The 25,393-nt window shown below is 47.4% G+C and carries 21 protein-coding genes; 7 read left to right on the forward strand and 14 right to left on the reverse strand.

Annotation, left to right across the window (positions count from 1 at the left end):
* Positions 1-42: 42 nt before the first annotated feature.
* Together pnpS and BLV33_RS10890 are read right to left on the reverse strand one after the other, a co-directional pair.
* Positions 43-1,836 carry a two-component system histidine kinase PnpS gene (gene pnpS / locus BLV33_RS10885; RefSeq protein ID WP_090798867.1) on the reverse strand — a complete coding sequence of 598 codons (1,794 nt, stop codon included), beginning with the start codon at positions 1,834-1,836 and terminating at the stop codon, positions 43-45.
* A 115-nt stretch (positions 1,837-1,951) separates the two neighbouring features.
* Positions 1,952-3,505: a fumarate hydratase gene (locus BLV33_RS10890; RefSeq protein ID WP_090790930.1), complete on the reverse strand. Its 1,554-nt coding sequence runs from the start codon at positions 3,503-3,505 to the stop codon at positions 1,952-1,954.
* A 90-nt stretch (positions 3,506-3,595) separates the two neighbouring features.
* Between BLV33_RS10890 and yfbR the strand changes: the two genes are divergently transcribed.
* Positions 3,596-4,180, forward strand: coding sequence for a 5'-deoxynucleotidase (gene yfbR / locus BLV33_RS10895; RefSeq protein ID WP_090790933.1), 585 nt, complete (start codon positions 3,596-3,598; stop codon positions 4,178-4,180).
* A 24-nt stretch (positions 4,181-4,204) separates the two neighbouring features.
* Here the strand turns inward: yfbR and BLV33_RS10900 are convergent, their stop codons facing one another.
* The 4 genes from BLV33_RS10900 to citZ all read right to left on the reverse strand — a co-directional run bounded on the left by BLV33_RS10900 (position 4,205) and on the right by citZ (position 8,614).
* Entirely contained in the window at positions 4,205-4,633 is a 429-nt protein-coding gene (locus tag BLV33_RS10900; RefSeq protein ID WP_090790935.1) for a hypothetical protein, read from the reverse strand.
* A 455-nt stretch (positions 4,634-5,088) separates the two neighbouring features.
* Complete coding sequence (gene mdh, locus BLV33_RS10905) at positions 5,089-6,030, reverse strand: malate dehydrogenase (protein WP_090790938.1); 942 nt, start codon at positions 6,028-6,030, stop codon at positions 5,089-5,091.
* A gap of 32 nt (positions 6,031-6,062) precedes the next feature.
* Positions 6,063-7,361: an NADP-dependent isocitrate dehydrogenase gene (gene icd / locus BLV33_RS10910; protein ID WP_090790940.1), complete on the reverse strand. Its 1,299-nt coding sequence runs from the start codon at positions 7,359-7,361 to the stop codon at positions 6,063-6,065.
* A 140-nt stretch (positions 7,362-7,501) separates the two neighbouring features.
* On the reverse strand, positions 7,502-8,614 hold the full coding sequence (gene citZ, locus BLV33_RS10915; protein WP_090790943.1) for a citrate synthase: 1,113 nt from the start codon (positions 8,612-8,614) through the stop codon (positions 7,502-7,504).
* 282 nt (positions 8,615-8,896) lie between these two features.
* On the opposite strand from citZ, the gene BLV33_RS10920 reads away from it, so the two are divergent.
* On the forward strand, positions 8,897-10,417 hold the full coding sequence (locus BLV33_RS10920) for a Ppx/GppA phosphatase family protein (RefSeq protein WP_090790945.1): 1,521 nt from the start codon (positions 8,897-8,899) through the stop codon (positions 10,415-10,417).
* On the opposite strand, the gene BLV33_RS10925 is transcribed toward BLV33_RS10920, so the two are convergent.
* Positions 10,404-12,494 (reverse strand): RNA degradosome polyphosphate kinase, encoded by a 2,091-nt coding sequence (locus tag BLV33_RS10925; RefSeq protein WP_090790947.1) that lies wholly within the window; start codon positions 12,492-12,494, stop codon positions 10,404-10,406. The two genes, BLV33_RS10920 and BLV33_RS10925, sit on opposite strands and share 14 nt — an antisense overlap.
* A 123-nt stretch (positions 12,495-12,617) precedes the next feature.
* On the opposite strand from BLV33_RS10925, the gene ytvI reads away from it, so the two are divergent.
* On the forward strand, positions 12,618-13,754 hold the full coding sequence (gene ytvI / locus BLV33_RS10930; protein ID WP_090790949.1) for a sporulation integral membrane protein YtvI: 1,137 nt from the start codon (positions 12,618-12,620) through the stop codon (positions 13,752-13,754).
* Positions 13,755-13,837: 83 nt separating this feature from the next.
* Here ytvI and pyk read toward each other — a convergent pair whose 3' ends face one another.
* The 5 genes from pyk to BLV33_RS10955 form a co-directional block, all read right to left on the reverse strand.
* Entirely contained in the window at positions 13,838-15,592 is a 1,755-nt protein-coding gene (pyk, locus tag BLV33_RS10935; RefSeq protein ID WP_090790951.1) for a pyruvate kinase, read from the reverse strand.
* Positions 15,585-16,559, reverse strand: coding sequence for an acetyl-CoA carboxylase carboxyl transferase subunit alpha (accA, locus tag BLV33_RS10940; RefSeq protein WP_090790953.1), 975 nt, complete (start codon positions 16,557-16,559; stop codon positions 15,585-15,587). Before accA ends, pyk begins: the two co-directional genes overlap by 8 nt.
* Positions 16,549-17,415, reverse strand: coding sequence for an acetyl-CoA carboxylase, carboxyltransferase subunit beta (accD, locus tag BLV33_RS10945; RefSeq protein WP_090790955.1), 867 nt, complete (start codon positions 17,413-17,415; stop codon positions 16,549-16,551). The genes accA and accD overlap by 11 nt, the downstream gene beginning before the upstream one ends.
* A gap of 22 nt (positions 17,416-17,437) precedes the next feature.
* A complete protein-coding gene (locus BLV33_RS10950) occupies positions 17,438-17,626 on the reverse strand; it encodes a glutamate decarboxylase (protein WP_090790957.1) in 189 nt (62 codons plus the stop codon).
* A 185-nt stretch (positions 17,627-17,811) separates the two neighbouring features.
* The gene (locus BLV33_RS10955) at positions 17,812-21,480 is read right to left on the reverse strand and encodes a DNA polymerase III subunit alpha (protein WP_090790960.1); all 3,669 of its coding nucleotides are present in this window, start codon (positions 21,478-21,480) and stop codon (positions 17,812-17,814) included.
* 142 nt (positions 21,481-21,622) lie between these two features.
* Here BLV33_RS10955 and BLV33_RS10960 point away from each other — a divergent pair, with 142 nt between their 5' ends.
* Complete coding sequence (locus BLV33_RS10960; RefSeq protein ID WP_090798869.1) at positions 21,623-21,955, forward strand: YtrH family sporulation protein; 333 nt, start codon at positions 21,623-21,625, stop codon at positions 21,953-21,955.
* A gap of 50 nt (positions 21,956-22,005) precedes the next feature.
* The gene (locus tag BLV33_RS10965; protein ID WP_139305723.1) at positions 22,006-22,443 is read left to right on the forward strand and encodes a sporulation membrane protein YtrI; all 438 of its coding nucleotides are present in this window, start codon (positions 22,006-22,008) and stop codon (positions 22,441-22,443) included.
* A gap of 71 nt (positions 22,444-22,514) precedes the next feature.
* Here BLV33_RS10965 and BLV33_RS10970 read toward each other — a convergent pair whose 3' ends face one another.
* Together BLV33_RS10970 and BLV33_RS10975 are read right to left on the reverse strand one after the other, a co-directional pair.
* Positions 22,515-23,252 (reverse strand): transposase, encoded by a 738-nt coding sequence (locus BLV33_RS10970; protein WP_171909107.1) that lies wholly within the window; start codon positions 23,250-23,252, stop codon positions 22,515-22,517.
* A gap of 411 nt (positions 23,253-23,663) precedes the next feature.
* Positions 23,664-24,602, reverse strand: coding sequence for a polyprenyl synthetase family protein (locus BLV33_RS10975; RefSeq protein WP_090790967.1), 939 nt, complete (start codon positions 24,600-24,602; stop codon positions 23,664-23,666).
* Positions 24,603-24,773: 171 nt separating this feature from the next.
* Between BLV33_RS10975 and BLV33_RS29295 the strand changes: the two genes are divergently transcribed.
* Together BLV33_RS29295 and BLV33_RS10980 are read left to right on the forward strand one after the other, a co-directional pair.
* Positions 24,774-24,929 (forward strand): hypothetical protein, encoded by a 156-nt coding sequence (locus BLV33_RS29295; protein WP_171909108.1) that lies wholly within the window; start codon positions 24,774-24,776, stop codon positions 24,927-24,929.
* A gap of 163 nt (positions 24,930-25,092) precedes the next feature.
* A complete protein-coding gene (locus tag BLV33_RS10980) occupies positions 25,093-25,392 on the forward strand; it encodes a YtpI family protein (RefSeq protein WP_090790969.1) in 300 nt (99 codons plus the stop codon).
* Position 25,393 lies beyond the last annotated feature (1 nt).

The raw sequence follows: 25,393 nt of genomic DNA on the forward strand, positions 1-25,393 counted from the left end.
ATAAAGAAATTAAACAACTTGATCATATCATGAATTTATAAATTAATGAATCACTGGCAGATCGATGATAAATTTCGTGCCCATGCCGACTTCACTTTCAACCCGAATCGTCCCCTTGTGCAGCTCGACCAGATGCTTCACGATCGACAGGCCCAATCCAGTTCCGCCGGAAATTCGGGATCGCGCCTTATCCACCCGATAGAATCGCTCAAAGATTCGCGGTAAATCCTTCTTCGGTATCCCGATCCCGGTATCCGAGACCACGATTCGGAGCCGCTCATACTCCCCGTCCATGTTCATGGAGATCTGCTCGACACGCACCTTAACCTTGCCGCCGTCCTGCGTATAGCTGATTCCGTTGGAAAGCAAATTGATGAAAATCTGCCGCAGCCGATCCTCGTCCGCTTCCAAATAAACATCCTCATCGACCTCCGCACTCAGCACAATGCCTTTCTTTTTAGCTTCCGTACTCATCATGTTAAGCGACTTCTCAATAAATTCCGCCATATGAACCGGGGAAAAATGCAGCGGGATCCGCTTCGATTCGATTTTGGAAAGCTCCAGAATGTCGCCAATCAAACGATTAAGCCGCTCGCTCTCGTCAAAAATAATCTGTAGAAACGATTTGGCCGTTTCTTTATCATTCAGCGCACCCGCCAGCAACGTTTCCGCAAATCCCTTCACCGCGGCTATCGGCGTCTTCAATTCATGCGACACATTCGCCACAAACTCGCTGCGCATCCGCTCCAGCCGGCGAACGGCCGTAATATCGTGCAGCACAATCAGCACACCTGACCATTCCTCGCCCACCTGCGAGATCGGGTTCAGGTTGATTTCCAAAATCCGCTCTGTCGGAAAATAAAAAATCATCTCATCGCGGATGTGTTCCCTTCCTTCAATACTCTCTTCGATCAGCTTGGTAAACTCAAATTGCTGCTTGGCTTCCTTATACTTTTTGCCAAGCAGCTCCTGGGAGGAGAATCCGAGAATTTCTTCTGCAGAGGGATTGAGCAGCACGATACGCTCTTCGCGGTCAATCATCATGACCCCGCTCACCATATTTTCCAATACCCCGGTCAACCGGCTCTCGTTTTCCTGAATATGGTTCATTTGCAGCTGCAAGCTGTCGGCCATCACGTTAATCGCATGTCCAAGCTGGCCGATTTCATCGTTGCTTTTCGTATTGACCCTGGCCTTATAATTCATGTCGGTGATTTGCTTCGCTACTCTTGTAATTTGTTCCATCGGTCTCGTAATGCTTTTGGCAATCCGGTAGCTGACATACGCCGCTATCAGGAGCAGCAGAAGCAGCCCGAGGATTAAGAAATACCACAACTGGCGAACAGCCGCGTCCACTTGCTCCAAACCGATCGCAAGCCTCAGATAACTGGTAATCTCCTTACCGTTCATAATCGGTATTGCTGCATAGAGCATATTTTCATTCAACGTGTCGCTGTATCGTGTCTTAAAGCCATACCCCTCTGTGCGAGCTTGCTGAATTTCCGGAGTCTGCAGTTGATTGTCCATCATTGCGGGATCCTGATCCGAATCGCCAAGTACCTTGCCATCCGCGCGAATAAAAGTCAGAGTTGCCGACGTGAACTCCTTAATCCGCTTGGACTTCGCTGTATAAGTTTCAATTAACGCACTCTCCGGACCATTCAGACTCCAGTCCCCCGTCACCTCAATGATCTTAAGCTCCCGCGTCATATTATTTTGGAGTGCATTCATATGCGATTGCGCCAACAATCTGGCCATAAAAATCCCTGCCGTCAGCATCGAGCAGGCAATCAGCACGGTTAAAATCAAAGTCAGCTTTAAACGGAACTTCATCATCCGCATCTTATATATCCTCCATCTCCTGCATAGCCAGAGATTACATAGAAAAAAGGGCTACTCTTCATAGTAACCCTTTTTTTTCAACAGTATCCAGTAAATTTATTGTAAAAGCCTAAACAAAAACGGGCTCTTTCAGAGCAGACAATTTTTGCAGGGAGTCCTTCTCTACCTCGGCATGCAGGCTGTTCCCCTGGGAGTCCATGGTGACGATGGCCGCAAAACCTTCGGTTTGCAAATGCCACATCGCTTCAGGGACCCCGAATTCCATATAGTCTACGCCTTCTACCTTAGTGAAACACCTCGCATAGTACTGTGCAGCACCGCCTATGGCATTCAAATACACAGCGCCATGCTCCTGCAGCGCTTTTAACGTCTTAGGCCCCATTCCGCCTTTGCCGATTACAGCGCGGATGCCGAACTTCTTGATGATGTCGCCTTGATAAGGCTCCTCGCGGATGCTCGTCGTCGGTCCGGCCGCCATGACGTGCCATTCGCCGCTCTGATCCTTGCTCATCACCGGGCCGCAGTGGTACAGGGCGGCACCGTTCAAATCCACATCCGTATCATGATCCATCAGATACTTGTGTATCGCATCGCGGCCTGTATGCATCATGCCGTTGATGACCACCACATCGCCGACACGGAGGCTGCGAACCTGCTCCTCGGAAATTGGCGTCTGCAGCACAATTTCCCGGCGCTCCGGCTGCCCGGCGCTGTCGGCTCCGGCTGCCGCAGGCTCCGCCTGAGGTGTATGCATCGGCACATCCGTGCCGCTTTCATACACCCAGCTCTGGATAGCGCCCGTAGTCGCATCCAGAACCACGCCTTGGCGGCGATAGGCCCAGCAGTTGTAGGCCACAGAGACAAAAAAGCTGGCCGGGAGCCGGTTGGCTACGCCAACCTTACAGCCCAGCAGCGTCACCTGCCCGCCGAAGCCCATCGTACCGATGCCGAGTGTATTGGCGTGCTCAAGCACGTACGCTTCGAGCCTGCGAAGCTCGTCGATCGGGTTTACGTCTTCGACGTGGCGGAACAGCTGCTGCTTCGCAAGCTCATAGCCGCTCGTCCGGTCGCCGCCGATGCCGACACCGATAAAACCGGCGCTGCAGCCCTGGCCTTGCGCTTGATAGACCGCATGCATGATGCATTTGCGGATGCCATCCAGGTCGCGTCCCGCTTTGCCCAAGCCTTCAAGCTCAGTGGGGAGGCTGTACTGGATATTCTTGTTCTCGCAGCCGCCGCCCTTCAAAATCAGCTTCACTTCTACATCGTCCCGTTCCCATTGCTCAAAATGGATTACAGGCGTTCCAGGTCCCAGATTATCACCCGTATTCGCCCCGGTTAACGAATCTACCGAATTGGAACGCAGCTTACTATTTGCCGTAGCCTCGGCTACCGCTTCAAGGATCTGCTTTTTCATAATGATTTGGTTTGCCCCAACGGGACAGTGTATAATAAATGTAGGCATGCCTGTATCCTGGCAAATTGGAGATACATTGCTTTCGGCCATTTGAATATTATCGGCAATTGTCGATAACGACAGGGCGGAACGCGTGCCTTGGTCCTCCCGCTCTTTCGCTGCTTGAACAGCACGCCTTACATCAGCGGGCAGATTTGTAGAAGTTTCTACAATGAGATCATACACACTCTTTTTAAAATATTGCATACCCATAAAGCTCCTCTCTCTAAATACCCATGTGAATCTATTATAACATATGATCATTTTACTTCGAAGAATAAAAAGGAGCGGCCCTGGATGACAAGTGACTTTTTTGCTTATATGTATCGACTTCGCTATATTGAACGCTGGAGTCTCATGCGTAATACGGTCAAGGAAAATGTGGCCGAGCATTCTTTCCATGTAGCCATTCTGACTCATGCGCTCTGCACCATTGCCAATGAGGTTTTCAAGAGAGACATTGCTACGAATGAAGCGGTTTCCATGGCACTCTTTCACGATGTGACCGAAGTGTTCACAGGGGACATCCCCACACCGGTCAAGCATCAAAATCCCGAAATACTTTCCAATTTTCGCAAAATTGAAGAGATTTCCGCAGATAAGCTGTTCTCGATGCTTCCTCCGGAGCTTCAACCTATGTATAAGCCCTTGGTCACTGGCAAATCAGATCAAACCGAGCTCCGACGCTTTGTAAAAGCCGCTGATCTCCTGGACGCATACCTCAAATGTGTGACCGAGCTATCAGCCGGAAATCGCGAATTCGGGACCGCAAAAAAACAAATCGAGCAGACCATTCAAGAGATGGCCATGCCCGAAGTGAATTATTTTCTGACTCATTTGGCACCAAGCCTGGAAAAAACACTTGATGAATTATCCCATTAAGCTACTTATGTATACCTTCATCGATTAGCCGAATACAGCAGGATGGGTCATTATATATACAATGAACAAGATAAGAATAGCGGAAAGCCAACTGAAGGTTTGCACTTTGGATGCAGGTACGGATGTACTGCTGTCTGCTTTACTGGCGTCAAGCATTTTTTTCAGGCTGGAACCCATGATCCCAGATGTTGCACCAATAGCCAATACCAGGATAATGGCCGTTATCATAAAGGCAACAGATACCCCTGCTGTTGAAATCATGGCTCCGCCCGTCAGCAATGCGACAACCAAAGCAATCTGCCCAACTCGATTTAATGTAATTAGAAGACTGACATTACTTTGCTGCTCCAGCCCGGAAAGTGCTGCTGCGCGACCGGAAAGAAACGGAAGTACCAGATAAGAACCCATCAATATGGCAGAAATTACATGCAAAAATAACATAACACTGTTCATGCGACGCCTCCAAAGTTTTTATGAATTGGTTTTCTTTAGTATAACCGAAATGAAACATGAAGGACAACAGGCTCCTTCCAACCCAACCCAACACCTATCCAGTCCAGTCCCATCTCAGTTCATTTCCAAGTTCAAATCTCATCCATTTCATTTATACAACGAGGTCGGGGGTTACCTTCTTTATATATGTTTAATAGCTTTTCTGAGCTATCTACAATTAGTCCATGAAGGAAATTATTATCCCAGCTATCACAATGCCTCTTTTCATATTCTAAATATTGATTTGTATGTATCTCAGAATTCATTAAAAATACCTTCACAACCCAAAAAGCTGCCGTTTGACTAAAATCATATAGGAGTTTCCTAACTCTCGATGCAATCGTCCAAGATTACATGTAAAAAACCCGGCCCCCTTTGCGTTTGCAAAGTGGCCGGGTTTTGTTTAATCGCTGCTATTAACCAGTAACAACCTTAATTACGTTGCGTACGGAGCTTGCTGTCTTGTCCAAGGCTGTCTTTTCATCGGAAGTCAGCTCGATATCGAGAATTTTCTCGATTCCATTTGCGCCAAGTACAGTCAATACGCCCATGAACAAGTTATCATATCCGTATTCACCTTCAAGTAATGCGATCGTTGGAATGATGCGCTTCTTGTCTTTGAGGATAGCTTCAGTCATCTGCACCAGTGAAGCCGCCGGAGCATAATACGCGCTGCCGTTGCCCAGCAGATTGACGATCTCTCCGCCGCCGGTACGAGTGCGCTGTACGATCGCTTCGATGCGATCCGCCGAGATCAGCTTCTCTATCGGCACCCCGCCTGCGTAGGTGTAACGAACAAGCGGAACCATATCGTCGCCATGTCCGCCGATCACTACGCCGCGAACATCTTCAACGGAAACGTTCAGCTCTTGCGCGATGAATGTGCAGTAACGGGCTGTATCCAGAACGCCGGATTGACCGATTACGCGGTTTTTAGGGAAGCCCAGCGCTTGGAAAGCTACATAGGTCATCGCATCAACCGGGTTGCTGAGAATGATCACGATGGAATCCGGAGCGTACTGTTTTACATTTTCACAAACGGATTTCACGATTCCGGCATTGGTGTTAACCAGATCATCGCGGCTCATGCCCGGTTTGCGGGCAATTCCAGCCGTAATGATGACGATATCGGATCCAGCAGCGTCTTCATAACTGGAAGTACCGATGATGTTGCTGTCAAAGCCTTGAACCGGGCTGGCTTCCAGCATGTCGAGCGCTTTACCTTTTGTCGGGTTCTCCAGCTGCGGGATATCGACCAAAACGACATCTCCGAGTTCTTTTTGAGCGAGCATAAGTGCCGTAGTGGCACCCGTAAAGCCGGCGCCTACGACAGTAATTTTATTGCGGCGAATAGCCATGGAATGGTTCCTCCTGATTGGATTGATTGGGATTATCCCATATTTTTGATGATTTCGCTAGCGAACTCCGAGCATTTGATTTCTTTCGCGCCTTCCATCAAACGGGCAAAATCGTAAGTTACGGTTTTGTTGTTGATCGAAGTTTCCAGGCCTTTATAGATCAGGTCAGCCGCTTCCAGCCAGCCCAGATGCTCAAGCATCATAACGCCAGACAGGATAACGGAACCTGGATTTACAACGTCAAGACCCGCATATTTAGGAGCTGTACCGTGTGTGGCTTCGAAAATCGCATGGCCTGTGATGTAATTGATATTGGCTCCAGGAGCGATTCCAATTCCTCCAACTTGCGCAGCAAGGGCATCAGACAAATAGTCACCATTCAGGTTCAAGGTTGCGATCACATCAAAATCAGTAGGACGAGTCAAAACCTGTTGAAGCGCGATGTCGGCAATCGCATCTTTCACGATAACCTTACCAGCTGCTTCAGCTTCTTTTTGTGCTTTGTTGGCAGCATCTGTGCCGCTGGCTTCTTTAATTTTGTCGTATTGGGCCCAAGTGAAGGTTTTGTCGCCAAACTCTTGCTCAGCTAGCTCATAGCCCCAGTTCTTGAAAGCTCCCTCGGTGTATTTCATGATGTTTCCTTTGTGAACCAGGGTTAAGGTTTTACGCTTGTGCTTGATGGCATACTCAATGGCAGAACGGATTAAACGCTTGGAACCTTCTTCGGAAACAGGCTTAATCCCGATACCGGAGGTTTCAGGGAAGCGAATTTTATTGACTCCCATTTCATTTTGCAAAAATTCAATCACTTTTTTCACTTGTGCGGAGCCGGATTCCCACTCGATACCTGCATAAATATCTTCCGTATTTTCACGGAAAATGATCATATCCACAAGCTCGGGGCGTTTAACCGGTGAAGGTACACCTGAGAAATAGCGAACTGGACGGGAGCACACATAGAGATCAAGCTCTTGGCGCAGCGCTACGTTCAGAGAGCGTATCCCGCCGCCTACCGGAGTCGTCAGAGGTCCCTTGATCGCCACGATATACTCGCGGATCGCAGTCAATGTATCGGCTGGAAGCCAGCTGTTGTATTTGTTAAAAGCTTTTTCGCCCGCATATACTTCGTACCATGCAATTTTCTTGTCGCCTTTGTAAGCTTTCTCTACAGCTGCATCGAGAACGCGCTTGGAAGCCGCCCAGATATCGGGGCCTGTCCCATCTCCTTCGATGAAAGGAATGATCGGATTGCTCGGAACTTGCAGTACACCATTCTCGATGGTGATTTTCTGGCCTTCAGTTGGCAGAGCGAAAGATTCGAATTTTGGCATGTTTGTTGTTCCTCCTATGATTTAAAAACTCGTACACACAAAAAGTGACGGGAGTCACGGCCGTTAATGCAGGGAGAGAAAAGTATCCTGCGAAAAGCGGCCGAACAGCCCGTAGTGGAAAGATGGAGCATAAATTAGGGTTAGCGTTGGTTAATCGGCGTATATTTCTGACTGACCGGTCCAGTGTACTCAGCACGTGGACGAATCAAACGGTTATTTTCATATTGTTCCAGCATGTGGGCTGACCAACCCGAAGTTCTGCTGATGGCAAAAATCGGTGTGAACAGGTCGCGAGGAATTTCCAGCACCGTATAGACGGAAGCCGAGTAGAAATCTACGTTTGGCTTCAAGCCCTTTTGCTCCGTAACCATGGCTTCAATCTTGATCGACATATCGTACCACTTCATATTGCCGGTGATTTTGCCGAGTTCCTTCGACATCACCTGCAGATGCTTGGCGCGCGGGTCTCCATTTTTGTAAACGCGGTGGCCGAAGCCCATGAGCTTCTCTTTGCGCTCCAGCTTGTCATTCACATAAGATTCAACATTGTCAACGGTTCCGATCTCTTCCAGCATAGCCATAACAGCTTCATTCGCGCCGCCGTGAAGAGGTCCTCTCAATGCGCCGATAGCGGAGGTAATGCCTGAATACATATCACTCAGTGTAGCAACAGTAACACGAGCGGCAAAAGTAGATGCGTTAAGCTCATGGTCAGCATGCAGGACAAGCGCTTTATCCAGAGCCTGAACTGCCACTTTATCAGGCTCGCTGCCTGTCATTTGGTATAAAAAATTAGCGGCGATCGAAGGATATCCTTTGGGTTTGATCGGTTCTTTCCCTTCACGAATACGTGAAAATGCCGCGATAATCGTCGTAATTTGCGCTTGCAGCTTAATGGCTTTGCGAATATTGGACTCAGTGCTGATGTCGTTTGCTTCCTTATCATAAAGACCCAGACTCGAAATAGCTGTGCGAAGAGCTGCCATCGAATTCGTATCTTTAGGATAAAGCTTTAATTGATCAATGACTCCGGCTGGAACTTCACTGCTGGCATTCAAATCGTTTCGCAGCTTCTCAAGCTCGGATAATGTCGGTAATTTGCCATAATAAAGCAAGTAAATGACTTCTTCAAATGTCGAGTACTCGGCAAGGTCATCGATATCAAACCCACGATAAGTCAACACTCCATCCACAATGGAGCTGATCGACGAAGTCGTGGCAACAATTCCTTCTAAACCTTTGGTTGCTGTCATGGAAACCTCTCCTTAACTACTTAATTGGCAAAAATAATGGCTTTCTACTTACTCTCATCATAAATGATTTCAAGCGCTAAGTGAAGAAACGGGAACATAAAACTTCATTATCACTACCATAAAGATTCTTTTTGATAAAATTTGCTGGAATTCAGCAGATTCACCCGTTTTCCCGAATTTCGTCCGAAATGTCATTTCGTTCAGAATAATTTGTATGAACCGTCAGTGATTGATACAATGGAAAACAAAGAAATATCGTGGTCAGTCGGAGGAGATAAACATATGAGCACAAGCACGCGCATCGGGATCATGGATATCGGGTCCAACTCCATTCGTCTCGTTATTTACGAGTTAGGGGCGAATGGCGGCTACAGAGTAGTCAGCGAGTATAAGGAATCCGCCCGCCTTAGTGAGCGCATCGGAGACGATGGCATTTTGCATCTAGAAGATATTTTGTCCATTGTTCCTATTCTAACCCATTTCTCCTTGCTTTGTACAAATCATGAGGTCACAACGATTCGTTCGGCAGCCACCGCGGCTATCCGCAATGCCGTCAATTCAAGGGAAATCGTCGACATATTGCGAAGAGAAACCGGTTTGCCCATTGAAGTGTTAAGCGGGGCGGAAGAGGCTCGCTACGGCTTTCTCGGCGTGATCAACACCATCGACATTCGAGACGGATTAATCGTCGATATTGGCGGGGGCAGCACTGAGGTGACCTTATTCAGGAATCGGAAGATGCTCCACAGCATCTCCTTCCCCTTCGGATCCGTGAACACCACCAGCCAATTTTCCAAGGATGGGTTTGTCGGTGAAGATCGACTGCCGGATATTCGGCGAATGGTCTTGGCGGCACTATCCGAGCACCCATGGATACAAAGCTCCCCGGGACTGGCATTAATCGGGCTGGGCGGAACCATACGCAACCTCGGCAAAATGAATCAAAAGCGTCAAAAGTACTCGCTGCCCATCGCTCATAACTACATGATGCAGGGAGACGAGGTTGAATTTTTTCTCAAACTGCTTTCCGGCCTGCCGCTCGATAAACGCAGAAGGATTGACGGCATGTCCAAAGAACGGGCCGATATCATCGTCCCCGGCCTTACCATATTGGACACCATCTATAAGGCCGCTGGGGCTTCAGCTTGCCTGATAAGCGGCTCCGGCTTAAGGGATGGATTGTTTTATGAAGCCATCCGACCGGAGCAGCCAATGGTCGACGATGTGCTTGAGGCGAGCATTCAAAACCTGCTGCGGCTTCATCCCAATGCAGCGGGCCGTCATGTACAGCAGGTCAACAAACTCGCTATGAAATTGTTTGACGATATCGCAGACTCTGAACAGCTGTATATCCAGGCAGAAAACAAGCCGCTTCTGCATGCCGCCTCCCTGCTGTATCGAGTAGGGGTCAGCGTGCATTATTATCAATTCAGCAGGCACACTCAATATGTCATTTCACAAGCGAGAATCGATGGGTTTACCCATAGGGAAATGCTGCTCTGCTCGCTCATCGCCGCATACAAAACAAAAAGCAGAAATCATCAGATGGTGCTTATGCACAAAGACATTTTGAAGGAGTCCGACGAATTATTAATTATGAAGCTCGCTGCCTTGCTGCAGCTTTCCATTGCCATGGATCGAAGCGAAATTCAGGCCATTACCCATGCTACCGCGCGCATTAAGGGTAATGAGCTTCAGCTAAAGCTGACCTGTAATCACGATCCCTTCCTGGAGCTCAAAGAAATCGCCGATCTCGACAAAGAGTTTCAAAAGATGTGGAAGCTGAAGCTTATTCCTGAATGAGAAGCTTTTTCCACGAAATAGACTGCATCGCTTCGAACTGGCTCCTATATGGAGCCTTTTCATTGCTTATACGCTCATAGGAGCCGTTGGACAGCAATTGCCGTGCCTTGATATTATCCATCATCGAAATGTTCAAGATATGCTCCATTCTTTTTTTCAGCTTTGGATCGAGCACCGGACACATCAACTCGATTCGCCGAGTTAAATTCCGCGTCATCCAATCCGCGCTGGAAATATAATAGTCGGTATCTCCGCCATTTTCAAAATAATAAATTCGCGAATGCTCGAGAAAACGGTCGACAATGCTGCGCACGGTGATGTTCTCGCTTAAACCGGGGACACCGGGACGCAGGCAGCATACCCCGCGAACAATCAAGTCGATCTTGACACCGGCTTGCGAAGCCTCATACAGCACATCCACCATCTGCTGGTTGGAGAGCGAATTCATCTTGGCTTTTATATACGCGGGACGTCCGGATTTGGCATGCTCGGTTTCCCTTTCAATCAATTCGAACAGCTTGTCCTTCAAGTCTGAGGGCGCAACTGAAAATGCTTGCCAATTGTGCGGGGCGGAATAGCCGGTGATTTCATTGAATAAAGCGGATGCATCCTCGCCAATGACGGAATGGGCCGTGAACAACCCGACATCGGTGTAAAGCCTGGCCGTATTGTCATTATAGTTGCCGGTTCCCACATGCACATACCTTCTAAGGGAATCTTGCTCTTGTCTTACGACGAGCGTGATTTTCGCATGCGTTTTGAGTCCCACGAGCCCATATACCACATGGCAGCCGGATTTCTCCAGCTTTCTAGCCCAGGCAATATTACGTTCTTCGTCAAATCGCGCCTTCAGCTCCACAACCACTGTTACCTGCTTGCCCGACTCCGCTGCAATGGCCAATGCCTGAATGATCGGTGAATTCCCGCTTACCCGGTATAATGTCATTTTAATAGCTAGAACCTGAGGATCATAGGCGGCATGCACGACAAAATCCGTTACAGCATCAAAAGATTCATAAGGATGATGGACCAGTACATCGCTTTCCTTCAGCTGGGTAAAAAAGTCCGCGTTTGCTTCGAATTCCACCGGGTATTTGGGCTCAATCCGCGGATATCGCAAATGCTCAAAGCCATTCAAGCTTAGCGCCATTTTCATAAAATAGGAAAGATCCAGCGGACCATCAATCATAAATACGGAGTCATCGGAAAACTGAAATTCATCCTGGAGCTGGGTAAGCGCATAAGGATGCATGCTTTCTTGTACTTCAAGGCGAACCGGAGAGCCCCAGCGCCTGCGGCGAAGCTCTTTTTCTATTTCCTCCAGAAGATCCTCGGCACCCTCCTCGTTCAAGGTAAGATCCGCATTGCGCGTAACTCTGAACGCGTGCACCGCGACAGGGATATAACCGCTAAAGAGTGTATGTATATGCTGTTCAATCAGCTCTTCAATTAAGATGAATTCCCTCTTTTTGCTGTTCGGACGCACCGTCAGCGGGATATATCGGGATAAATTATTGGGAACCTGTATGATGGCAAAATAGTGCTCATCTCCCGGGTCCTCCTTCTCCAAAACCACGGATAAATAGACAGATTGATTATGGACAAGCGGAAAAGGACGGCTTTGATCGACAGCCATCGGAGTAAGCACAGGGAAAATAATATCATGGTAGTAAGCATCCATTGCCTTCTTCTGATTCGCGCTCAGTTCTTCGTACTCGGCGAACACAATGCCTTCCTTGACAAGCTGTCTCTTGATATCCCGATATGTTTTATATTGCTCATTAACCATCTTGGATGTGCGCTTCATGATGCGTTTAAGCAGTCCGGCAGGAGTGTAGCCTGTGAAATCCTTTTTGTTATACCCTGCCTTGACCTGATCCTTAAGGCCGGCAACACGAACACTCATGAATTCATCCAAATTACTGGACACGATGGATAAAAATTTCATGCGTTCCAGCAGCGGTGTGCTCGCATCCTGCGCTTCCTCAAGCACTCGCCAATTAAATTCGATCCAGCTTAAATCACGGTTCAGGTAATTGGATGGGATCTCTTTCTGAGCTGTTGTAGTTATACTCATACGGCCTCCGGCTTCATCAATTTTCGCAACCCTTATGATCTTATTGTACTATGACAGAACTGGGTCTACAATCACCCGGGAACATGCTACAATATAAGTATTATTATAAAGGAGAAAAATATTATGAATATCCTTAATCCCCAGCTCGTTCATCAAATTTTTCGGGGCATCTGGGTGGCTGTTATTTTGTTCTTGATCGGCCTGTTCCTTTACAAGGTGACGCCGCTGGTGTATCCCTTCCTCTTTGGCTGGGCGATTGCCTATCTGCTCAATCCGCTTGTAAATGTGCTGCAGCGCAGAGCCAAATTTCCCAGATGGCTGGCTGTTACCTTCTCGATGCTGCTTTTTTTTAGTGCGACGGTTACGTGCATCACACTGTTTGTGGCCAATATCGTTGTGGAAATCGGTACCCTTTCGGAAAAGCTTCAGGTCCAGATTAACCAATGGGCAGGGATGTACAACAATTTCATCAATTCGCCCGAGTTTCAAAACATGGTCAGCTGGGTGAACGATTTCTATGATAAAAATCCTCAATATCAGGATACCATTAACAAAAATTTAACCTCAACTGCAAACACCTTGGCAGGGTTCAGCAAAGACTCCATCAGTTACATATTGAATACAATCGTCAAGCTGCTTACTTCACTCCCCAACATAGCTACCTTGGCCATCATTACATTATTGGCTACCTTTTTCATCAGTAAGGACTGGTATAAAATTATTACTCGGTATTCGGGGATTTTCTCTGAAACGATCCTGAAAGTCAGCAAGCTGATTCGTTCGGATTTGCAGAAAGCTCTTTTCGGTTATCTTCGTGCACAGCTGATTCTGGTATCACTGACCGCGCTTGTCGTTATTATCGGGCTGCTGATTCTTCGCGTTGATTATGCGATCACGATCGGACTGTTAACCGGACTTGCGGATTTGATGCCCTACCTCGGTACCGGAGCGGTCATGGTCCCTTGGATCCTGTATGTTTTCTTCGCGCAGGGAAATATATACCTGGGTATCGGGCTCAGTATCCTTTATGGGGTGATTCTCGTGCTGCGGCAGATTGTGGAGCCGAAAGTTCTTGCATCCAGCGTCGGTCTCGATCCGCTTGCAACGTTGATCGCCTTATTCGTAGGTCTCAAATTATTTGGGCTCGTGGGATTAATCATCGGTCCGGTGACGCTTGTTATTTTATCGGCCTTTTATCGTGCGCGAATCTTTCATGATATCGCACTTTATGTGCATAAAGGATCTATATCCGAGAAGTAGCGGATAAAAACAAAAAGAGTGAAGCCGAAATCATTTCCGGTTTCACTCTTTTTTTGTTGTTTGAATTTGTTTTATAAATCCTTTTATAAAACTTTGGCGCGTCCTGAGTAGATCACACCAACTTCCGGATAGATGGAAACTTCCATGCCGTCTTCGATCAAATCCAATGCGTGGTTGACACCCACAATGACGGGGATGCCGAGACTTAATGCGACAACCGCAGCATGGGAGGTAATGCCGCCCACTTCGGTAATTAGGGCGCCAGCCCGTTGAACGGCCGGCATGTATTCTTTATCTGTTGACACCGTTACAAGAATAGCGCCGTCTGTCATTTTGCTGACCGCTTCTTCCGGTGTGCGAGCCGTTACGACTTTACCGGTCGCATTTTGCATGCCAATCCCGGTTCCTTTGGCAATCATCTCGCCGACATGATGCACTTTGATCAAGTTCGTTGTTCCAGAGCGACCAACGGGAACACCCGCTGTGATAATAACGATGTCACCGAGACTGACAAGTCCGGATTTGATGCTGCTGTCGACAGCAAGGTCAAACAACTGATCCGTCGTTTTACAGGTTTCACCTTTGACCGGCATCACTCCCCAAACGAGACATAATCGGCGAATGACTTGATCATTCGGAGTAACCGCTACGATCGGTGACTTAGGACGGTACTTGGATACCATTCTCGCGGTATAGCCGCTTTCGGTAGCCGTCAGGATCGCTTTTGCTCCCAGCTCCAAAGCGGAGTTCGCCACTGCCTGGCTGATCGCTTCGGTAACTGTAGTCTGCTGAGCTTGAGCGGTCCGTATGAAGATCTCACGATATTCCAAGGCGTCTTCTGCTCGAATTGCAATACGCGCCATTGTAAGTACGGATTCAACGGGATACTTTCCTGCTGCCGTTTCGCCGGACAGCATGACCGCATCGGTTCCGTCAAACACCGCGTTCGCAACGTCACTAGCTTCCGCACGAGTCGGGCGAGGGTTGCGCTGCATCGAGTCGAGCATCATGGTTGCGGTAATAACAGGTTTTCCAACCATGTTACATTTTTTGATCATTTGTTTTTGCACGATCGGCACTTCTTCAGCAGGAATTTCCACACCAAGATCGCCGCGCGCTACCATCAGACCATCGGAAACCTCCAGAATTTCATCGAGGTTTTCGACGCCTTCCTGGTTTTCGATTTTACTGATGATCTGGATATGTGGAGCTCCATAACGCTCCAAAAGCTCTCTAATTTCCATAACATCGCTGGCTTTGCGAACGAATGAAGCTGCGATGAAGTCCACATCCTGCTGTATGCCGAAAATAATATCATTGGTGTCTTTTTCCGTAATGCCGGGAAGCTTGATTTTGACGCCTGGAACATTTACGCCTTTTTTACTTTTCAGCTGACCGCCATTCACAATACGGCAATCGATCTCCGTACCGCGAACATTTACAACAAGCAATCCGATCAAGCCGTCATCTACAAGAATCGTAGACCCGACATGGACGTCACGCGGCAAATCTTTATAAGTGACCGAAACACGCTCGGCATCACCAAGAATTTCCTCCGTAGTCAGGATAATATGATTATCCTGAATCAGCTCAATCGGCTCCTCTTTGAGCTTGCCTGTCCGGATTTCAGGGCCTTTGGTATCGAGCAGAATCGCTACCGTCTTGCCCGTTTCCTTGCTGGCCTCTCGAATGTTATGGATACGGGCTCCATGCTCTTCAAAGTCGCCATGGGAAAAATTCAAACGGGCGACGTTCATCCCCGCTTCCATTAGCCTTTTTAAATTTTCCAGTGATTCACTTGCCGGTCCGATCGTGCAGACAATCTTTGTTTTACGCATGATTTCCCTCCTGAATGAATGTAAACCGACCTATTTCTCTAAATTTTCGATATCGGTCTTCGACTAACTCCTCTTCCGACAAACTGAGCAAAGGCTCCAAATGCTGCCATATTTCGGCTTTAATCGACTCTGCCTGAACAGCCAAATCCCGATGAGCTCCGCCTTTCGGCTCGGGAATGACGCTGTCTACAACGCCAAGCTCAAGGATTTGATCTGCGGTTATTCGCATAGCTTCAGCCGCATGTATAGATTTGGAAGCATCTTTATATAAGATGGAAGCCGCCCCTTCGGGAGTAATCACCGAATAAATGGCGTTTTCCAACATTAATACTTTATTTCCTACTCCGAGTGCAAGCGCACCTCCACTGCCGCCTTCGCCGATGACAATACAAATAATCGGCACTCGAAATGTAGCCATCTCCAGCAGGTTGCGAGCAATCGCTTCGGCTTGTCCGCGCTCTTCGGCTGCTTTTCCGGGAAAAGCGCCTTTGGTATCAATGAAGGTGATGATCGGACGGCGAAATTTATCCGCTTGCCTCATCAACCGCAATGCTTTCCGAAAGCCTTCGGGATGAGGCATACTGAAATTACGGGCAATATTATCTTTGGTGTCCTTGCCCTTTTGATGCCCAACCACAGTAACCGGAATACCGTTCAACTTGGCAAGACCGCCTACCATAGCGAGGTCATCCCCGTATAGACGGTCGCCGTGAAGCTCTACAAAGTCAGTAAAAATAGTTTGAATATAATCCATGGTCGTCGGCCTGTGCGGATGACGGGCAAGCTGCATTTTCTGCGCTGTAGTCATATCGGTATACAGCTCATCTTCAAGCTGCGCATACCTATCTTCCAAACGCCGAATTTCCTCTGAAAAATCAATCTGCTTCTCCGCTCCAAATCTGCGAAGCTCCTCAATCTTGCTGCGCATTTCCGCTAGAGGCTGTTCGAACGGCATCTCACCCGCCATGCTTGACTTCCTCCTTCACGACATGCATGTCCAAAAGCTTGATCAAAGTGGGACGCATATCCTTGCGGCTAACGACTTTATCCAGCTGGCCGTGCTGTAGATTGAACTCTGCTGTCTGAAAATTATCCGGCAGCTTTTGGCCTATCGTCTGTTCAATGACGCGTCGGCCGGTAAAACCGAATGAAGTGGCAGGTTCGGAAATGATAATATCGCCTAGCATGGCAAAACTCGCGGAAACTCCGCCAAAGGTAGGATCGGTAATGACCGAGATAAAGAGTCCGCCATCCTTATTCAATTTAGCTACTGCGGCACTCGTCTTGGCCATTTGCATCAAGCTGAGAATACTCTCCTGCATCCTGGCACCGCCGGATGTCGAAAAAATGAGAATCGGCAAACGCTTTTGCCTGGCAGCTTCAATGGCTCTTGTGATTTTCTCGCCGACCACTGAACCCAGAGAGCCGCCCATAAAGTCAAAGCTCATCACAGCCACTACAACCGGGTAGCCGCCGACCGTTCCTTCTCCGGTCATGATCGCATCCTGAAGACCGGTGGAGTCCTTGGCCTTCACAAGTTTATCCGGATAATCCGGAAAACGTAAGGGATCCTCTGAAATCATATCCTCATCATACTCTTCGATCAAACCTTCATCCAACGTCATTTGGATGCGCTCAACGGCGCTTAATTTATAATGATAGCTGCAAGCCGTGCATACCTTAAGGTTTTTTTCCAGTTCCTTGCTAGTCTGAATGGTACCACACTTGGGGCATTTGTTCATCAAGCCTTCAGGAATTTCCCGTTTGGTTTTCTCGGAAGGGATTGTGGCATACTTCCGTTTTTGAAATAGGTCCTTTAACACAGTTTCACCTCATACCGCTCATTTATCTATGTAAAATAGAGTTAAGCACTTCCTGAACTTCCTCCAGCTCCCCTTCGGGAACGAGGATTTCAAACTGATTTTTAGACAAGTTGATGCCCCTGATTTGCACCAGGAAGCCTTCTTCCGAGAGCTTTAATTTGATGCGCTCTGCGATTTTTGCAGTTGGAGCAATGTAAATCACTGTCCACATGAAAAAAAAACCTCCTGGAAGTTTTCACTGCATTTACGTATGCATAATGCAATAATAATAGCATAAGAACTCTTTTTACCGCAACAAAGCAGTTCGGTCAAAAGTGACGGTTCTTGATGATTCAGGGTTTATTGGACAGCAAATAAGCCAGAATCCTATGGATTCTGACTCTATGAGCTGAGCATTTATTTCACCCGGACGGATTCCTTGCCCATAATCGTCTCGACCAGCCTGAACAAATCCGGTGAAGGCTTCACGTGGTATTGATCGCTCAGGGCCAGAAGCCGCTGGTCGCGTTCGTAGAACAGCACCACGCCCAAAGGGCCTGTATGCAGCTTCAGCAGCGTCTTAAGCTGCTGAAGCTTGTGCGGCTGCTCGAAGTCAGCCGCTATCTTGACGTATACCCGCTGCTCCTTGGGAGCAGCAGCGGCGGTGCCGCTTTGGCCCGCCGCCTGCGGCCGGGCAGGGCTAGTTCGCGCAGGCGGTGCCGCTGCGCGTGAAGGCTCGCGGCCCGGCGCCGCCGGGGCCGCTGCAGGCCGTACGGCAGCGCTGCGCGTGCCGGCGCCTGTCGCGGTGGCAGCCACGGTGCGTGGCTGCCGGCGAAGCCGCTGGATGCCCACAGGGTCGTCCAGCGCGGTTAGCTGCTCCGCGAGCAGCTTCGGCGGTTCCTCGTCCTGCAGCTGCAGCTTTGCGCGAACGAGGAGGAGCCGCCCTTTCTGCACGAGCGGAGCGTGCTCTTTCCACGTCTCGGGGAATAACACCACCTCGACCTTTTCAATGCGATCCTCCAGCTCCATAAACGCCATCGGCTGCCCCTTCTTGGTGACGATGGTCTTGCTGGAGAGGACCATACCGGCCACGATCACCTCACTGTGATCGGGCAGCTCCGCAAGCTCATGGAGCTTCTCGGCATCGAGCTCCTCCAACAGATCGCCATACGCATCGAGTGGATGGCCGGAGACGTACAGACCAAGCAGCTCCCGCTCCAGCTCGAGCTGCTTGGTCTGCGACATAGGCGCTATGTCTGGGATATCCACCTTCCAATTCGGCTCTTCGACGAAGCCGAAGAGATGTAGCTGGAGATCATCCCGTTCTTTGCGCCATTTCGTCGCCGACGCGATCGTCTCCTCCAGCATGGCGAGCAGCTGTGCGCGATGCCCGGACAATGTGTCGAAGGCGCCGCCCTGGATTAAAGACTCCATCACGCGCTTGTTGCATACGCGAAGATCAACACGCCTGCAGAAATCAAGCAGGCTCACAAAAGGTCCGTTTTTCCGCTCGCTAAGGATCGCCTCAATCGCTTGAGTGCCTACATTCTTGATCGCGGCCAGCCCAAAGCGTATCGCTTCGCTTCCGCCGGTTTCCGCCGAAATAACCGGAGTAAAAACAACACCGCTTCCGTTGACATCCGGGGGCAGAGTCTCAAGCTTCATCCGTCTGCATTCATCGATATATTCAGCCACTTTACGATGGTTCCCCATCACAGCTGTAAGCATCGACGCCATAAAATACTTCGGATAATGAGCCTTTAAGTAAGCGGTTTGAAAAGCCAGCACACCATAAGCTGTCGCATGGGCGCGGGGAAATCCATAGTCAGCAAAACGCACAATCATATCATAAACAAGATTAGCCTCATCTACCTGGTAACCCTGACCTAAGCTTCCAGAGACAAAATGCTCTCGCTCTTGATCCAGCACCTCACGCTTTTTCTTGGAAACAGCTCTGCGAAGCAGATCCGCTTCGCCCAAGCTAAAACCAGCCATCAACGAAGCAATTTGCATGATTTGTTCCTGATATACTATAATCCCATAGGTATCTCGAAGGATCGGCTCCAAATCCGGATGAGGATAATCAATTTGTATTTTCCCATGCTTCCCTTGAATGTATTTGGGAATAAATTCCATTGGTCCTGGCCGATAAAGCGCAAGTACCGAGATGATATCCTCGAATTCGGAAGGCTTCAGATCCTTCAAAACCCGCTTGACTCCTTTGCCCTCCAACTGAAAAATTCCAGCCGCCTCGCCTTTTCCGAGCAGTTCATAGGTGAGGGGGTCATCATTCATATCCAGCAAAGAAAAGTCGACAGCTACCCCCTCAAGCTCTTTGATCCAGGCCAATGTTCGTTCAATAATGGAGAGCGTGCGCAGTCCGAGAAAATCCATCTTGAGGAGGCCTATGGCTTCCAGATGCTCCATCGTATATTGAGTCAAAGCCGTTTGTTCCGTGCCAGCCTGCAAAGGCACATAATCGGTTAACGGTTCTCTGGAAATAACGACACCTGCAGCATGGGTGGAGGCATGGCGCGGCATACCTTCGACACGAGTCGCCATATTTAGCAGTTCTGCAGTTTTTGGCTGTTTTTGGACCAGAGCCTGAAGCTCAGCGCTGCTTTTAAGCGCTTCGGCAAGCGTCATGCCATTTTGAGCCGGAATCATTTTGGCGGCACGATCCACATCACCGTAAGGTAAGTTCAGTACTCTTCCTACATCACGAACGGCCCCCTTAGCAGCCATCGTACCAAAAGTAATAATTTGGGCAACATGCTCATGCCCATATTTGTCCACGACATAAGTGATAACCTCTTCACGCCGCTCATCACTGAAATCAATATCAATATCCGGCATGGAAACCCGCTCCGGATTCAAAAACCGCTCAAACAACAGCTTATATTGAATCGGGTCTACATCCGTAATTTTCAGCACATAAGCGACCAGGCTTCCCGCAGAGGACCCGCGTCCCGGCCCCGTCATAATTTGATGGTCATGAGCAAAGCGAATAAAGTCCCATACGATCAAAAAGTAATCCGAGAACCCCATTGACTCTATGACCCCAAGCTCATAAGACAGCCTGTCTTCTACCATAGCCCGATATTCCAATCGATCCTGCCTATCCGTACCAGAACTAACCCAATCCGGTTTCATTTGATAACGCTGCTCCAGTCCCTCTTGGCAAAGCTGCTTCAAATACTCGGCAGCGCTCAATCCATCTGGAATCGGTCTGAATCTGGGTAAAATGGACTGTCCAAATTCCAACTCCAGCTGGCATCGATCCGCAACAACAATGGTATTTGCGATAGCTTCGGGAACATGCGCAAATAAACGCTTCATCTCCTCATCGCTTTTGAGATACAGCTGATTTGAGCTGAATTTCAAGCGATCCGGATCATCGACCGTTTTCCCCGTCCCAATACAAAGCAAAATATCCTGGACAACATGGTCCGGCTCTCTAACATAGTGGGAATCATTCGTCGCAATCAGAGGAATCCCTGTCTCTCGGCTTAGCTCGATCATGGCATGCATCACTTTCTTTTGCTCTACCATGCCATGGTCCTGGATCTCCAAAAAGAAATCCTCCCCAAAAATGTCCCTGTAGCGCAGCGCTGATTTTTTCGCTTCTTCCTTGCGATCATGCAGCAAATGCTGAGACACCTCGCTGCCCAAGCAAGAACTAAGGCAAATAAGACCCTCGGCATGCAGCGCCAAGTAATGCGGGTCAATTCTTGGTTTATAGTGAAAGCCCTGCAAATGTCCGATGGAGCAAAGCTTCATTAAATTTTTGTAGCCTTGCTCGTTCTTGGCCAGAAGAATCAGATGATAGATAGGCTGCTCCTGACGAGTGCCTTTATCAGCAATCGAACCCGCAGTAAAATATACCTCGCAGCCAATAATCGGCTTGATGCCTCTTTGCTTGCAAGCTTTATAAAAAGCTACAGCGCCGTACATAACGCCATGATCCGTCAAAGCCAAAGAGGTCATCCCCAGCTCTGACGCTCGCTCGGCAAGATCCTCGATGCGCGCAGCGCCGTCGAGCAAGCTGTATTCACTATGCACATGAAGATGCACGAACGAACTCATGACGTTCCTCCTCCTGAATAACTACCTATTATTTTATCATAATGTGGACAGGGTATCCCATACAATGAAAGAAGAGATCAAAATGAAAATTCATTTCAAGCTGCAGCAACAGCAAAATTCCACCGGTTTGGAGGACGAGAAGATGTACATCTTTCTAGGGGATATCATTGTGTACTTTTGCATTTCCTTTGGGGTCGTACTGGGAGGGAGTATGCTCAGCGGCATCGCCGCCGTATTGACACTGCAATCTCCTGTGGATAAAATGCTCGTCGTTTCCGAAAATATTAAAATTTGGGCCATGGTCGCAGCCGTGGGCGGTACCATCGATCCCATACGATATATTGAAAGTCAGATGGCAGAAGGACATTTGAATCCGGCTATCAAACAAATACTTCTGATCGTTATAGCTTTTATCGGGGCCCAGATGGGAACCATGCTGATTCAAATGATTTGCAAAGGAGAAACCCGGCCTTGAGAGTCCCTCCATTCGATCGTTATCGACATCTGCTTTCAGGATTGGGACTAATGCTGGCAGGAGCGATTATCGGGAGTGCCATTTTTATGAGCATTTACCATCGAAACTATAACCTCATGTATATCAAAATGCATAACTATCAGGAAGAAAATAAAAAATACTTGCAAGATATCGATTCCTTGAAAAAAACACGCAACAATCAAACTTTAGTCAGCTTTATAAATGTTTATCTGCAAAATTTGGAAAACGAAGAAATTTTGAGCGAAAATATCCAGGAAGAAATAGAGAGCATAGTCAAAAAAGAACTCAAGCTGGCAATCGGACAAAAAGCCGCCTACGTTCGAGATGCACAAATCCTATATGAAAAACTAATCTCACAAAAAATAGTTACCATTGATAACAAAAATTACACCGTTCAAGTAAAGTCCATCATTCTGGTGCAATCGGAACTCACTGTATGGATAACCGCTAAAGAAAAACGCACCTAACCCGAGCCGTTGCATGACATGACCAAAAGCAATAAAAATCGAATCGAACCAAACCGAGTCTTTACTCAGAATTAAGAACTCGCCAACTTCCAATACCTAAGAAAATAAGGATACAAGAAAATGGAGGTAAACGCCCCCATCCATTCCCTATGCAGAAACTCTGCTGAACGCTTTCTCATTCGTTGTGGAATGAAGGCCCAATTTACTGTTCCAAAGGGCAGGTTAAATAGAAGCCGCTTCCTCAAAGTATATAAAGAGACCCCGCGTTCTTGCATAGCAGATGTGTCCTTTTGAATAATTGTTGCACCTACTTCGGCACATGTAACAACAACACCATCAGTATCAACAACAGTAACACCATCAGCATCAGCAACATCAGCAACATCAGCAACAACCTCACTTTCTGGAAGTATCACTGCTTGCTTTGGTATTTTAGGGTCATATTTCTTGTGCAACGCTAATTGTATTTTAAACAGCATTAAACGTGCAGTCCGGTAATTCACTCCAAGCTCCTCTGCCAAAGTTAAAGTAGTAAACTCGCGTTCAGCATGAATAAGAAGATCAATCGCTTTAAACCAAATCAGTAAAGGTACTTTAGATTTATGCATGACTGTACCCGCTGTAACTGAAACTTGAGTCCTACATTCGCAGCATTCGTATAGTTTACGCGTTTTTACTATATAGCACTTCTCGTAGTCGCATCGTGGACAAACAAATCCAAGGGACCAGCGAGTATTGAATAAATAAGCTTCACAAGCATCTTCACTAGTAAGGTTTTGCGGAAAGTATTGCAAATTCAGATTATCCATAAAGTTAAGCGTCTCCTTACTAGTGATATATACTAATATTATACCAAACATACGTTCTTATGTGAAGTAAAAACAACAATAAATGTTCTGATTGCACTATAAAATTTTCTTTGACCTCCCAAGTCCATTCAATGCCAGTTTTATTTAGTAACGTGCGCAGCTCCCAGCCCACGTTGTTATGGCGGCGGTCGAACCACATTTTGAAAGTTTCTGAGCTAACTACAAAGATTTTGTAGAATAAAGTATTTAAGTAGAAATAACAGTGACTTTAAACACCATTCTCGTTCTTATTTGTATATATCTCAGAATTTGCAAAATCTACATGCTTCGTCAGAAACGAGCCGTTCGGGATTAGAATGGTTGAGTATTAGGGGGTTCGGGGTTCGGGGTTCGGGGTTCGGGGTTCGGGGTTCATTCGAATGGGTCGAATGCTATTTCTTGAAACTGTTCTTTCCATGGAGAGATGGCGGGTATTTGAGTCATGAGTTCTTTTGCTCTTGATAGCTGGAGCTGTGCGATCATTCTTGAGTATTCAATACACCCGGAATCGGCAATATAGGCCAAGCATTCGAGTTTTTTTTGTAAAAGTTGCTGCAAGGTTATTGTGCCATCAAAATATTGCTGCAGTTGGGGGAAAGGGCTGTCCGATTCTTCCAGCAGGTATAGGATTGGCAGGGTTCTTTTTTTCTTGAACAGGTCGTTTTTGATATCCATTCGCAGTAAATCCGAGATATCGTTATTGATTTGAGCTATCATTCCTATGTAATCGGCTAAATGATTCAATTGATCCCACATGGATGGACTAATTCGGAGACTTGGAATCGCTCCAATTCCTATGTAAAAAGCAATTCGAATGAGTACGCAGGATTTTTGCTGCACCATGTTGACGTATTCTTCTTCTGTTTCAACGGTAAGCATCAAGTCGGTATGCTGTCCATTAATCGCCACACTGATTAATCGGCTAAGCTCTCCTGCATCCGGCAGGGTCAGTTCCGGGTTCTGCTTGGATAATGCACCTAGTTCAGCAGAAGCCGCCATAAATAGCGCTACCATCGCATTAAGCACTAATTCCTGGGGTTGCTGCATCCAAGGCTTCTCAGGATTATCCTGATCCTGTAAATCATCCATAATATCAAGCCCCAGTATAACCAGCTCCGTTATAGCTGCCAGCTTTGGGATGAATGGGTTGTTTCCACCTAGCATGCGATGGGTATAAATTGTAAGGTTCGACCAAATTGTTTTTTCTTCGGCTTTTGAATCGATGCAAGTTTGTAAGAGTTCGTTTAATAAGGGCATTGGATAATAGTGGTTTACTATTCCTTTCATTTCCTTTTGTAAAAGGTGCTCCAATTCATTCACTCCTGATCGTTTTCTCAACCAATACCACACTCATTTTTCTTAAGCAAGGATGTGCAAAAAACTTGCGTCAACACGCAATGAAATTTGCGCTGAAGTTTGCAAGTTTTAAAGATAATATAAGAGTATACATTTTTATCCAAACTTTATTTGGGAGATATAGCGATGAGCAAAGAGCAATTTGACGTGCTGTTTGAGCATGTATTTGAGAAAGCCGTAAACGAAATTTATCAGGATGCTCCTCCGATACCCTCTATTACCATTAAACAATCCTGGGCATCCATTCAAAAAAATTTCGATGATCAACCTAAAGCCAACTAAAACCTGCACTCCATTCTCTTGGGGCAGCAGGTTTTTTTGTTGGGACGAAAAGGCAGAATTATATGCTTGGGCCGCAAGTTTTTGGGAATGTGTGGATGAATTGCTTTTGTTTCAAAAAATGGCTAGAGTTAAGTAAAAACGAACCATAAAGGATGTCATGAATATGCTCTTAGCTTGGATACAAATCATTTTGTTTGTTTCCATTGTCATTTTATTAGGATTGTCCGTCTATCATAGTGTGAAGTCCAGAACACACAAGGATCCCAAAATGCGTGGCATTTATGCAGCTCGAATGAATATATTTATGGGTGCTATGCTCATTATGATTGCGGTCACCCAGCTGTTCTTTTTCAGCGAATCCGTATTTAGAAGAATCTTTGGGATTGTCTGCTTTTTGTTGGGCTTTTTTAATGTGTTTGCCGGGATCCGCAATCACGGGTACTTTCAGCGCATGAAAGGGTAAG

Source organism: Paenibacillus sp. GP183 (assembly GCF_900104695.1).
Classification (GTDB): domain Bacteria; phylum Bacillota; class Bacilli; order Paenibacillales; family NBRC-103111; genus Paenibacillus_AI.